The following is a 12,885-nucleotide window of genomic DNA, read 5'->3' on the forward strand; positions in this document are numbered from 1 at the left end:
TTATTATAAGGTTTTAAGTCACCTTTTTGTACATATATAGAAATCTTAAGGATAGGCTGGTAATAGATATGTTAGTTTAATATTGTGACCTTTAATTTTTTCACTCCAAAATTGATTGCATCCTGTTGAGAAGGAATAAAGACATCGATTCGATTCCCTTTAATGGCACCGCCAGTATCCCCTGCGATCGCTTCACCATAGCCTTCTACATAAACTTTACTACCAAGTGGAATGATAGTTGGGTCAACTGAGATGACCTTTGCATTTGGGTTTGTTTTAAGGTTAATTCCAGTAGCGGTAATACCGGAACATCCCTCACATGAAGCCGTATAGGCTGAAGCTTCTACTGTAATTTCTTTTGAAGCTGTATTATTTGTTGATGGAGCGGTTGCTGAAGTTGTAGTTTCCTTTGATTCATGTGCAGCAGGCATTATTGGTTTGTCAGATATAGCCGTACTAGTTTTCAAACCATTAATGATGGATAGATTTAAACCTGGATGAATAAGGTCAGTATGTAATTGGTTCCATTCTTTAATTTGCGAAACTGTTACTTGATGATCTAGGGCTATGTTCCATAGTGTATCACCTTGCTTAACGGTATATTGTTTTTGTTGTGAAATGGTTAGGACATCCCCGGGATGAATAAGGTTGGTAGTAATATTATTCAACTCTTTTATATTTTCTACAGATGTATTATTTGCACGTGATAAATCCCAAAGTGTATCTCCTTTTTGTACAGTAATCGTTGCAGCTTGAACATTAGCACTTAAAGTTACCGAGAGCATTGCAACTGGTACAATTGATATAATTTTTTTTAGCATTCATTTATCCTCCATGTTCTTGGTTGTTAATCTTAAATAATCGTAACATAGATTTTTCTAAGAAAAAGAACGAGGAGATGTTAATTTGTTTACGTCTATGGCAATAGTATTGCTAATATTAAACGATAGTAACAACACGATTGTATTATAGTAATATACGAAATTGGCAAGTTAAACCAGAACTCATAAGTAAGTGCGGTTTAGAAGGATTTAAAAAAGCAGTCAAAGACTTTTCTATCATGCCTAGCTTACTTTTTTTGTATGGAACTTTCAAAATGAATATAGCAAGTTTCCTTTAATGCTTCCTAAATGTATTACATAGAAAAATTACTGAATGTCCCCCAGTTCTCTTGCCTAGCAAATTGAGGATATGTGGATATAAAGTTAACGATGATAGGAGCGTTATCGAGGTTAGGGTATTTTTCGAATAGTAATCTATCGCCGTATCGAATGGCTGTTAGTGCAAGTGGTAACTCACGTCTAAATATTTCATTGCGTTTTGCGGATGTATTTTGATTGTATTCTCCCTGGTCTATATATAAATATACATAGAAATAGATGCATTCTCCATTACTAATCCATTCGCCTAAGACCTCATCTCTCATCTTGGTATTAACTTTATCCCAAGCATATTCATTTCCAATCACTAAAAATAGATCTCCAGTTTCATCTGAGTGAGTAAGTGTGTAACGTCTTGGAATGATAGGTTCCATTATAGTAATATCATGCCTATATTGAACGAATAGTTTTTCTGGGTTGAACTTGACCAAGCGATCAACTCCATTCGTTTTTATATCAATATGCGGATACCTATTAAACAGTTAAAAGGATATACTACGGGGGACGTATCATAAATGGTGGTAAAGCAGAGAATTGAAATGGTATTGATAAGGAGTGGCATGCCAAAATTCAGTTATACATCAGGGCTATATTGAACCGTATCATAAGTAAAAGGCGGATAAAGTAGAAAAATTGAAAAGGGGGCCTTTAAAGGCCCCTTTTCAATTTTCATTTTCCTCTTTATAAAAGCGTTCCCCAGATTCCGGGTTGAAGTAAACTACCAATCTTTTATTTGTGATTGGATCAATTGAAATCTCATTTGTCCGTATGAATCCTTTCGGTACTTGCCTGCCATGTTTTGTTTTGAAACGGCGATCCCAAATGAGCCATGATCCTATGATTAAAACAATGAGAATAAGGAATTGGATACTGTAAAATCCTATAATCCATTTCATTAGTTATCTCTTTTCTACAATAACTGCTGTTCCATAGGCTACAATTTCACTCATATTCTGACCGATTTCACCAGAGTCAAAACGCATCATAATAATAGCGTTTGCACCCATTGTTGTAGCATTTTTCACCATACGATCCATTGCTTGTTTTCTGGCATCTTCAAGCATTTCCGTATATTGATTTATTTCTCCGCCTACTAGCCCCTTAAAAGCAGCAGCAATATCTTTACCAATTCCTCTTGCTCTTACGGTTAAACCAAATACTGGACCTAACACTTCTGTAATTTGGTGATTAGCAATGTTTTCAGTTGTGACGATCATCATCTGAATCCGCTCCTTAACAATAATAATAATTATATAGGTGAATGGGGTTATTTACCAGAATATTTTAGGCTAAAATCTCGTTGGAAGGAAAAAGGAGAAACTCATTCCGTTTTTCTTGGTCAAACGTTAAATGTTTTAATTGGATTGTACATAGTATTATGCAAGGGAGGGAATTTATGAATAATAATCAAATAGAAAGGCATTACGATTTGGACTGGATAAAGGTTTTTGCAATGCTCCTCGTGTTCCTTTATCATTGCTCCATGTTTTTTAATTCTTTTGAGTGGCACATTAAGAATAATATCATTAACTCATCTATTGAGTTTTTTTCCCTCTTAATAGGAAATTGGATTATGCCCATTTTTTTTGTGATTTCAGGAATAGCTACTTTTCATGCTCTTAAAAAGAGAAATACTCAAAGTTATATTAGGGAAAGGCTTCTTCGACTTGGGATCCCTCTAATTCTAGGAATTTTTCTCTTGTCACCTCCTCAAGTGTATATTGAAAGAATCGCGAATAATCAATATGAAGGGACGTATTTTCAATTTTACCCTCATTATTTTGATGGGCTCTACTTAGAAATAGGTGGAACTGGTAATTTCGCATTTTTTGGACACCACCTTTGGTATCTATTGGCGCTTTTACTTTTTTCGCTTCTCACATTACCTTTTTTTCTAAAGCCAAGAGAAAATGCAGGAGAAAAAGTTTTTGGGTATTTCCATTATTTGTTTATGCCAATCCCATTGATAGTATCTGCATTAACAACTAATACTATTGTGAATCTAGGGGGGGGGGGATTGGTCTTTTATTTCATTTTATATGTTTATGGGTACTATTTTTTTACAAGGGGAAATTTGAGGGAATTTATACGTAGGGTAGGAATTTTTGCTGGTTTTTTAAGTGTGCTAAGTATGGCTGGATATATATTCTTGGTTATGTATAATGGGTTTCCTATGAGCTTATCGTTAAATTGGGCTATTTTTATTGTTATTAGAGTTATAATGGTATGGAACGTAGTATTTTATATCCTTTTTCTAGGTGATAAATTCCTTAACGTATCAAATGGTGTATTAAAGTATACTAGTGAAGCCGCTATGCCGTTTTATGTTCTTCACCAACCTATCATAATTATTATAGGCTTTTTTATCTATAACTTGGAGTGGGATGTATTTGTTAAGGCTGCGTTTTTAGTATCAATAGCATTTACAATAATTATGATTTTATATCACTTTATCATTCGAAGATTTAACGTGTTACGAGTTTTGTTTGGATTAAGAAGGATTGATAAAGAAGTAAGTTTATAAAGCAATCCCAAATATAGTGTGAACCGGTTTTTTATATTTACAGTTTCAGACTAGGTTCAGCATTTGATAAAAGTGCTGGCCTTTAGTAATTTTATACGATAAAGAACCACCATTTAATATGGTGAGGTGAACCGTACCAAAACTAAATAAATAATAAAGGGACAGATTCCTCGGCTTACTAAGCCGAGAGTCTGTCCCTTTTAAAGATGTTTTTCTTAATAATTAAGTAGTTCTTGATCTCGAAGTTTAAATAAAATAGATTTGCGCGGATTTCAAATTCTTCCCTTGTCTTCGGTAATTCTGTTTCCCGTATGGATTCTTCGTATTCCTCTACAAGCTTCAGTGCAATCGTCGTATCTCCCGAATCCACATGTTGACTGATATTCAGAAAGATATCGGCAAGCATCCCTCTTTGTTTGACGTCCAATGCTGACGAAGAAACAATGCTGATGATCCCAACCATTTGTTTTAGGATTTCCAGTTGATCCTCCCGCATTTCGAGATAATAATAATGCTTATTTTCTCTTCGCAGCAGATGATTTTCTACATCTTGTATTGCGATGTTTTTAGCTTCGTTCAAGATATTTTCTACGTCGCTTACCTCTTTGCCATCCCACTTATGCTCACTATCTTTTAAAAGCAGGGAGAATTGATAAAGAATAACGCTGAATTTATGTTCAATTTCGGTTCTATACTTTTTAATTTCATTTGTAAAGCTTGGCATAATGCTGTTTACAAGTAAGGCGATTCCAATGCCGATTAAAATAATAAAGAGTTCATTCAATAAGATTTCAAGATTAGCTTCTTTGACGGTATATATATGCAATAGAACAACGATGCTTGTGACAAAACCTTCTTGAATGCGTGCTTTTACAAGAAGTGGAACAAAAAATAAGATGAATAGAGTTAAGACAAAGGGATGATACCCCAATAATTCAAAACAGATGGATCCGAGAAGTAAAGATAATAAAGACGCGAAGAACTTCTTCCGGATGGAATGCAATGTTCTTTTTTTTGTCTTCTCAATACACATAATAACGATAATCGCTGCAAATGACGAAAATTCCAAATCGAATAAACTTGCAATCCAAATTGCTAGTCCTGCACCGATTGCAGTTTTAATTGTCCGATATCCCATTCCTACCATTAGCATCACCTACTATTTCTATAAACTTATTATACCCAAGAAAACTGTAATTAGTTTAGTTCTGTGCTCGGTCTTTAAAGTAATTGAGCTTATAGAATAAATAAATTATTTTTGTATATGGTTTTTTATACCAATTATAGTAATGAATATTTGATATAACTTCAGAAGTGGCTTACAATTATAAATGTAAACGCTTCACTTTTTATATCTAATTGAATAGCAATTTCTTAAAAATTTAGGAGGGTTATTATGTTATTAGAAGAAAAAGTTGCAATGATTACAGGAGCTGCGTCGGGTCTAGGAAGAGCACAAGCAATTGAATACGCAAAAGAAGGCGCAAAGATCGTCATTACTGATGTGAATGAAACAGGATTAGCTGAAACAGCAAAATTAATTGAAGATAATAATGGTACTGTACTCAGTGTTGTTGCTGACGTTTCTAAAAAAGAAGAAGTACATAAATTGGTCAACGAGGCTCTAAAAGAGTTTGGGACAGTAGATATTTGTGTTAATAATGCGGCTATTTTGGCCGATTTCAAAGCTTCTCTCGATATTACGGAAGAAGAATGGGATAGAATTATGGCTGTAAACGTAAAAGGAGTCTATTTACTGACGAATGAACTTTTACCTCATATGCTTGAGAAAAAGAAAGGAACTTTCATTAATATTGCTTCCATTGGAGGAACAATTGCAGGTGTCGGCGATGCGGCATATATCACTTCTAAGCACGCGGTTGTTGGATACACGAAACAGCTGACATTCAGTTACGCTAAAGATGGCATTCGCGCTGTTTCACTTTGCCCAGGATTAGTCGATACGCCAATGGTGCGATACGCGATTGAGCAAGAACATCCAGCAGCAGCCAGACAAGTAGCTTCTATTCCATCCGGACGTGTGGGCAGCCCTGAAGAAGTTGCCGCTTTCTCAGCCTTCTTGGCAAGCGACAAAGCTCAGCATATCAACGGAGTTGAAATGAAAATCGATGGTGGACAATCCATTGCGTAAGTAAGGAATGCATTTTTAAGACGGGTTGACACGAGTCAACCCGTTTAAAATTGGCCAAGTAATTGTGTAAGACCTAGGGATGAATACGATTTTTTAGGAGGCATTTTTACATGGGTAATCTACTAATAAGAAAAGCACATATCAAAGATGGCGAGGCTCTTAAAGACATTAAAATAAGTGGCGGCAAGATTGTAGAAATAGCTGCTCATATTCAAAATGACAATAACTCAAGAGAGATTGATGCAAAAGGCAATGCGGTACTGCCAACACTCATTGAAAGTCATATTCATCCAGATAAAGCTTTTCTGGAAGAGCGTAAACCGAATCTATCAGGCACTTTAGAGGAAGCTCTGAAGAATACTGCTGAACTAAAGAAATTATATACATACGAAGATGTAAAGGAACGAGCTGAACGAGTGATCAGGTGGTCGGTGTTAAATGGAACAACGATCATGAGAGCACATCCTGACGTGGATCCCTTCGAAAAGACGCTTGGAGTGGAAGTGCTTCTAGATTTAAAAGAGAAATTTAAAGATGTTCTAGATATGCAGATTGTTGCATTCCCTCAAGAAGGCATCATTCAATCCCCCGGAGTACTCGAGATGATGGAAGAATCCATCAAAATGGGAGCAGACGTAGTTGGGGGTTGTCCTTATAGTGAAAAGACGATGGATGATACTAAAAAACAACTGGAAATCGTTTTTGACTTGGCGGAAAAATACAACTTACCGATTGATATGCATGCCGATTTTGGCACCGATGCGAATGATCCTCAAAATACATGCATCGAATTAATTTGTGATATGACAATCGAACGAGGATACCAAGGCAGAGTTGCAATCGGACATGTTACAACTTTAGGGTCACTGGATCCAGAAGTAGCAGCGCCTATTTTTGATAAAATCGCGAAAGCAGAAGTTTCAATCGTACCGCTGCCAGTGACAGACATGTTTATGACGGGACGCGCGGAGAGAAAGAATATTCCTCGCGGCATGGCACCTGTATTGGCGATGATGGAGCGCGGCGTAAATCTTGCCTATTCCTCAAATAATATCCGAAATGCTTTCACACCGTTTGGCAATGCTGATTTAATTGCCGTCGGGTACTTACTGCAAGTTTCACAACAAATGGGCTCCGCTGCACAGCGCCGTTCGGTTTTGGATATGGTAACTTATAACGCAGCCAAAGCTATCGGAATTACGGAGACGTACGGTTTGGAAGTTGGGAAAAATGCTGATGTAGTCATCTATGATTGTAAGGATTTGAGTAATCTAGTGAATGATCAGCCATTGATTCGTTATGTCATTAAAAATGGCAAGATCATCGTCCAAAATGAATTGACACAAGATTTGGCACCTGTATTGATGGAAGATTAATAACATATTTCAACTATTATTTTTAATCCAGAAAGGTGAAAACTATTGACTGTGAATACTATGTTAACTAATGATCGACTAACTGTCTCACACAATCCGCCTTATGATGCGCTGCAAGCGTTTGTTCGAGAAAACCATATTGCCCTTGAAGGAACGGGTGAAGGGAAACTTGAAGACCTAGTGTTTGCAGTAAAAGACGTATTTAAGATTTTGGGAAGCACGTATAGTAATGGGCATCCGGAATGGCTGCGGACGCATGCTCCAGATGACTTCACTTCTAGCATTGTAACAAAATTATTATCTGCAGGAGCCGATTTAGTAGGAAAAACGGTTTGCGACGAGCTATGTTACAGCATCAGCGGTGAAAACTGGAATTATGGTTCACCCATTAACCCTCATGATCCTAGACGTTTTGCAGGAGGGTCTTCGAGCGGAACGGGAGTTGCAACAGCAGGCGGTTTAGTCGATTTCGCCATTGGAAGCGACTGCTTAGGGTCTGTTCGGGTTCCAGCAAGTTACACCGGAATACTAGGAATGCGCCCTACTTATGGCCGAGTGGCGAACGATGGCGAGGCACCTTATTGTGAGAGCATGGATGTTCTAGGATACGTAGCCCGAAATACAGAGATTTTCAGGCGAGTTTCTGAAGAGATATTAGGACAAGACACAGAAAAAGTTGCATTTACAAAGTTGCTCATCGCTGATGATTGCTTTGATTCGATCAACAATGATGTTTCAGAGGCATTGCAGCCAGCTGTTACCCATCTAAAACAACATTTTGCTCATGTTGAACATGTAAGACTGAGTCCAAACGGCTTAGAAGAATGGACCGAAGTCTTTAGAATCATTCAAGGGTATGAAGTTTGGGAGAGCTACGGTGGCTGGATAAGAAAACATCGTCCGCATCTTTCACCTGGTCCCAAAGAACGCTTACAATGGGCATCTACCATTACTTTGAGCGAGTATAAAGAGGCATTAACGAAAAGGGAACCGATTATTGAGAGAATGAATGAGGTTTTGAAAGACGGCGCATTGCTTTGTTTACCTACAGCTGCTTCCGTAGCACCTTTGCGGGATAGCTCTGCAGATGATATAAATGCCGTCCGTGCACAATCTAGTAACCTGTTATGTATTTCGCCTTTATCCGGCACTCCACAGATTACGTTACCGTTAGTTAAACAACATGATGTGCCACTTGGCATATCAATAATTGGAGCCCGTGGATGTGATCTACAGCTAGCGAAAACTGCTGTGGATTTAGTTGATAGTTATAGTAAATGAAAACCTGAAAGTTAGCCGGATACATTATCCGGCTCTTTTTAAGAAATGAACTAGGTAATTATCATTCCTCCGGGAGGTTTGGGTCAATATGAGTCAACTAGGTATTGGGGCAACACAACAAAAAGGCATGAGCGCGGCTGCTCAAGAGGAAATAAAGGTAACGCAAGAAGAAGTTACGATATTCAAGTCTAGAGGGTACGATAATGAAGACTTGTTACCAAAAACAAAAGATAAACGAAACATGAGTCCCTTGAATTATTTCACATTATGGATGGGCAACTTACATAATATCCCGAATTACGCTGCAGTGGGTGGTTTAATAGTTTTAGGAATTGCGCCTCTGAATATAATGATAGCATTGATACTTGGTGCCATTATAACTGGTCTATTCATGGCTTTTAATGGACAAGCAGGTTCAAAATACGGTATTCCCTTCGCTCTCCATTTGCGGGCGACATATGGAGCGGCTGGAGCTAAACTTCCGGGCATTTTACGTGGTATTGTAGTGGCGATCGGTTGGTTCGGTTTACAAACCTTCGTGGGATCTCAAGCTCTGCTTATTATAATCGGAAAGTTATGGCCAAGCTTCTTGAAAGTTGGTGGTGACGTTACTTTCCTCGGAATCGGACTGCCGGGACTAGTATGTTTTATAATCTTTTGGCTTGTGAATGTAGCGCTCGGCATAAGTGGGAGCGGATTTTTAAATAAATTCAATACAGTATTAACAGTCTTCATTTATGTTCTGTTTATCTCCATGGGAATTTGGGGAGTTATCGTTGGCGGTGGTTTCGGTAATATTTTAAACTACGCCATTGAAGGACCGACTCAATCCATCAACCCTCTTTTTGCTTACATTTTGATCATTAGTGCGGTATTGGCATTCTGGGCTGCACCAACAACAAGCGTTGCTGATTTTACGCAAAATGCAAAGTCAAACAGAGACCAAATGATTGGACAGTCATTGAGCTTAATTATTGGCTACATCATTTTTGCTTTTACTAGCATCTCCATTCTCATCGGTAGTTCCATTTATTATGGAATGGAACAATGGGATGTGTTAAACGTAATTAATAAGTGGGATAGTTTGCCGGCCGTATTCTTTGCAATGCTTATTTTATTGCTGATTACTGTCAACTCAAATGTAACGGCAAATGTCACTCCAGCTGCTTATCAATTAACTGCGCTCTTCCCTAAATGGGTTACTTATCGAAGGGGAGTATTCATTGCGAGTATCATCGGTTTCTTGATTATGCCGTGGAAACTAATGGAGAACCCTGACAGTATTTATACCTTCTTGAGCGGAGTTGGCGCCATTTTAGGTCCTATAACTGGTGTTATGATCTATCAATTTTTCTTCGTAACTAAAAAAGAGATTGATCTTGACCAACTATATTACGATACGAATGATCCGACAGCTGTTAGTAAGTATAAGGGTGTCAATAAGAATGCATATATTGCAACGATTTTAGGAGTAGTCGTATCTCTAAGTGGTAATTTCATACCATTACTTTCAAGCATCTCCGAAATTTCTTGGATAATTGGTTTTGTTACAGCATTCATAGCGTATGGCTTGCTTGTAAAATTCTTTGCCAACAAACTATCTGTATGACACGGATGGCTGGATGGTTTATAAACGGTCCAAACAATCACTCGTTGCAATGGATGATATAATGAGCTCGTTGCAGTATGGATGAACAGGTAATAGAAAGGTTGAGTTTGTATGAAAATTGGTATCATCGGCGCGGGAGCCATAGGCGGACTGTATGGTGCTGTCTTATCCGAAACGGGACATGACGTCTACTTAATCGATATATTTAAGGAACATATAGACGCAATCAATTCTAAAGGACTTACAATCTTGCATGGTGACGAAAAAAAGGTGTATACGAATCTCAAGGCGTTCACTGATGGTAGAGAGATCGGAGAAGAACTTGATGTAGTCATCGTTTTAGTCAAAACATATATCACGGAAATTGCTATGGAGCAAAATAAAGATCTCTTTGGCGACAATACGATTGTGTTAACTTTACAGAACGGTATCGGTAATATTGAAAAAATCGCTGCGTTTATTGATGAAGATAAAATTATTGCTGGGAATACGAGTACAGCTGGCTACATTGAGGAGCCTGGTGTGATCCTCCACACAGGTAGTGGGGGTACTGTCATTGGTGAGATTAATGGTAAAGTCACTGAGCGGATCAAAGAGATTCAACGCATGTTCGACCATGAAAAACTTGGGGAATCCAAGGTTTCCGAAAATGTCATGTCATTAATTTGGGAGAAGTTAATTGGCAATTGCGGTATTAATCCATTGGGTGCACTAACCGGCCTGAGAAACGGCGAGTTGGTTGAAAACGAGGAGACTTCTAACCTACAGGATAAAATTGCGGAAGAATGTCTGATGGTTGCCAAAAAAGCGGGCATTCCTTTACGTTTTACTGATTCCTCTATTATTAAAGACTTGGCTAGGAAAACTGCGCCAAACCAGACTTCAATGTTGGTAGATGTACTAAATAAAAGAAGAACTGAGATTATGGCTATTAATGGCGGAGTTGTTCAAAAGGCAAAAGAACTTGGCCTGGAAGTTCCGATCAATGAAATGCTCGTCAATTTAGTGTTGGCAAAAGAAAAAAGTTATTTAACCTAACCAACAATGAGCTGATCCATCTGTTCAATTTGATCTTGTGGAAGTAATGCAAACTAGGAGGATTCAATTATGATTAGTAATTCAGATTTGAAGCACCTGCGACGTTGTATTGAATTAGCGGGAACTGCGCTAGAGAAGGGGGACGAGCCATTTGGTTCAGTCCTGGTCTCAGCTAACGGAGAAGTACTAGCAGAAGATCATAACCACGTTGCAGGCGGCGACCATACGCAGCATCCCGAATTTGCATTGGCGCGATGGGCGGCTGCGAACATGACGCCTGAAGAGAGAAGCAAGGCAACAGTATATACCTCTGGTGAACACTGTCCTATGTGCGCTGCGGCTCACGGGTGGGTAGGGCTAGGCCGGATTGTATACGCAAGTTCCTCCAAACAACTGGAACAGTGGTTAAATGAAATGGGGGTTGCTCCATCACGCGTTCGTAATCTTTCTATTCAGGATGTCATCCGTGATACGGCAATTGACGGTCCTGTCCCTGAACTAGCTGAACAAGTTCGCGAACTCCATCGTCAGTTCCATGCAAGCAAATGATAAACAAAGCAATTACTACATGTTAAAGTCCAATCTTCAAAGAGGAGATTGGACTTTTCTTATTCTCAAATATGAAACATCCATACAACAATTGGTCCAAGAACGGATCCGATGATTGCACTTAATGCCATTGTGATAGAGCTCATCGAAAAGGTTAGTTCACCGTATTCAGCGGCTTTAGCAGTCCCTATCGCATGTGATGCGCTGCCAAGGGCAATACCTCGGCCGATCGCCGTATGCACGCGCAACCACGTAAAAATAGAAGGTGCAACTATTGCGCCAAAGATACCTGCAATCATAACACAGACAACCGCCAGTGATGCACTTCCGCCCAACCCTTTCGCGACTTCAATTGCAATAGGAGTCGTAAGGGATTTCGGGATAAGGGAAAGGGCCAATGAGTGGTCGATTCGGAGAAGCTTAGCGAGAAGGGCAACACTCACCATTCCGGAACTGGCGCCAACAAGTACGCCTCCTAGTATTGGCAAAAGGTTATCAAGTAAAAAACGGCGTTGGTTATACAAAGGATAGGCAAGTGCGACAACGGATGGACCTAATAGGGAGCTGATCCATTGCCCTCCAACCATATAGCTGTCATATGAAATATGAAACAAAGACAAGATAATGATAATAATCGTAGTCGCAGTTAAAACAGGTATGAGAAATGAGTAAGAATACCGCTTATAGACTTTAGCCATCGCTAGATATGCAATGATGGTTACTAAAATCATGCAGAAGGCGAGTGTGGCTTGCTGCATTCTTGATCACCCTTTCTGTTTTGTGCCTTTTTCTCAAAAAATTGTCCTGCCGTACCTGTAATTGCAATGGAAATGACTGTACTTACTAGAACAGCAAGGATGAACAGTGCACCTTGAAAAGAGAGTAACGAGGAATAGTTCATGACACCGACTGTTGTCGGGATAAAAAATAACATTAATAAACTGAGTAGAAATCCCGCTCCACTTTCTATCCATTTCACCGGAATAATTTTAAAACATAAACAAGTGAATAGTAATAAGAGTCCTATAATACTGCCCGGAATGACTAAGTGGAAAAAGTTCTGAATAACGTTTCCAACATACGAAAATATATATAAAATACAAATTTGCAAAACAACGAGGAGAGTTTTCATAATGTGTTGCTTCATTTGAAAAAACTTCCTTTCTATTTACTAAAATTTTTCTTTTCCTGATGAC

At 38.6% G+C, this 12,885-nt stretch carries 14 protein-coding genes; 7 read left to right on the plus strand and 7 right to left on the minus strand.

Going from position 1 to position 12,885, the window contains the following annotated elements:
• Positions 1-71 precede the first annotated feature (71 nt).
• From M3193_RS10525 to M3193_RS10540, 4 genes are all read right to left on the minus strand, one after another.
• Positions 72-821, minus strand: coding sequence for a 3D domain-containing protein (locus M3193_RS10525; RefSeq protein ID WP_251627399.1), 750 nt, complete (start codon positions 819-821; stop codon positions 72-74).
• Positions 822-1,135: 314 nt separating this feature from the next.
• Positions 1,136-1,591 carry a staygreen family protein gene (locus tag M3193_RS10530; RefSeq protein ID WP_251627401.1) on the minus strand — a complete coding sequence of 152 codons (456 nt, stop codon included), beginning with the start codon at positions 1,589-1,591 and terminating at the stop codon, positions 1,136-1,138.
• Positions 1,592-1,822: 231 nt separating this feature from the next.
• Positions 1,823-2,056 carry a hypothetical protein gene (locus M3193_RS10535; RefSeq protein WP_251627402.1) on the minus strand — a complete coding sequence of 78 codons (234 nt, stop codon included), beginning with the start codon at positions 2,054-2,056 and terminating at the stop codon, positions 1,823-1,825.
• 3 nt (positions 2,057-2,059) lie between these two features.
• Positions 2,060-2,380, minus strand: a complete 321-nt coding sequence (locus M3193_RS10540) for a YbjQ family protein (RefSeq protein ID WP_251627403.1) — start codon at positions 2,378-2,380, stop codon at positions 2,060-2,062.
• Between the two features lie 176 nt (positions 2,381-2,556).
• Between M3193_RS10540 and M3193_RS10545 the strand changes: the two genes are divergently transcribed.
• Positions 2,557-3,684, plus strand: coding sequence for an acyltransferase family protein (locus M3193_RS10545; RefSeq protein WP_251627405.1), 1,128 nt, complete (start codon positions 2,557-2,559; stop codon positions 3,682-3,684).
• Positions 3,685-3,862: 178 nt separating this feature from the next.
• Here M3193_RS10545 and M3193_RS10550 read toward each other — a convergent pair whose 3' ends face one another.
• Entirely contained in the window at positions 3,863-4,831 is a 969-nt protein-coding gene (locus M3193_RS10550) for an aromatic acid exporter family protein (RefSeq protein ID WP_251627407.1), read from the minus strand.
• Positions 4,832-5,080: 249 nt separating this feature from the next.
• Between M3193_RS10550 and M3193_RS10555 the strand changes: the two genes are divergently transcribed.
• The 6 genes from M3193_RS10555 to M3193_RS10580 all read left to right on the plus strand — a co-directional run bounded on the left by M3193_RS10555 (position 5,081) and on the right by M3193_RS10580 (position 11,689).
• The gene (locus tag M3193_RS10555; protein WP_251627409.1) at positions 5,081-5,836 is read left to right on the plus strand and encodes an SDR family NAD(P)-dependent oxidoreductase; all 756 of its coding nucleotides are present in this window, start codon (positions 5,081-5,083) and stop codon (positions 5,834-5,836) included.
• A 110-nt stretch (positions 5,837-5,946) separates the two neighbouring features.
• The gene (locus M3193_RS10560; RefSeq protein ID WP_251627411.1) at positions 5,947-7,212 is read left to right on the plus strand and encodes an amidohydrolase family protein; all 1,266 of its coding nucleotides are present in this window, start codon (positions 5,947-5,949) and stop codon (positions 7,210-7,212) included.
• 51 nt (positions 7,213-7,263) lie between these two features.
• Positions 7,264-8,493 (plus strand): amidase, encoded by a 1,230-nt coding sequence (locus M3193_RS10565; protein WP_251628258.1) that lies wholly within the window; start codon positions 7,264-7,266, stop codon positions 8,491-8,493.
• Between the two features lie 88 nt (positions 8,494-8,581).
• Entirely contained in the window at positions 8,582-10,102 is a 1,521-nt protein-coding gene (gene allW / locus M3193_RS10570) for an allantoin permease (RefSeq protein WP_251627413.1), read from the plus strand.
• A gap of 111 nt (positions 10,103-10,213) precedes the next feature.
• A complete protein-coding gene (locus M3193_RS10575; protein ID WP_251627415.1) occupies positions 10,214-11,140 on the plus strand; it encodes a ketopantoate reductase family protein in 927 nt (308 codons plus the stop codon).
• Positions 11,141-11,209: 69 nt separating this feature from the next.
• Positions 11,210-11,689, plus strand: coding sequence for a nucleoside deaminase (locus M3193_RS10580; protein WP_251627417.1), 480 nt, complete (start codon positions 11,210-11,212; stop codon positions 11,687-11,689).
• A gap of 65 nt (positions 11,690-11,754) precedes the next feature.
• On the opposite strand, the gene M3193_RS10585 is transcribed toward M3193_RS10580, so the two are convergent.
• Both M3193_RS10585 and M3193_RS10590 read right to left on the minus strand, forming a co-directional pair.
• The gene (locus M3193_RS10585; protein ID WP_251627419.1) at positions 11,755-12,447 is read right to left on the minus strand and encodes an LrgB family protein; all 693 of its coding nucleotides are present in this window, start codon (positions 12,445-12,447) and stop codon (positions 11,755-11,757) included.
• Positions 12,417-12,836 carry a CidA/LrgA family holin-like protein gene (locus M3193_RS10590; RefSeq protein ID WP_435372041.1) on the minus strand — a complete coding sequence of 140 codons (420 nt, stop codon included), beginning with the start codon at positions 12,834-12,836 and terminating at the stop codon, positions 12,417-12,419. The genes M3193_RS10585 and M3193_RS10590 overlap by 31 nt, the downstream gene beginning before the upstream one ends.
• Between the last annotated feature and the right edge of the window lie 49 nt (positions 12,837-12,885).

Source organism: Sporosarcina luteola (genome assembly GCF_023715585.1).
Taxonomy (GTDB): Bacteria; Bacillota; Bacilli; order Bacillales_A; family Planococcaceae; genus Sporosarcina; species Sporosarcina luteola_D.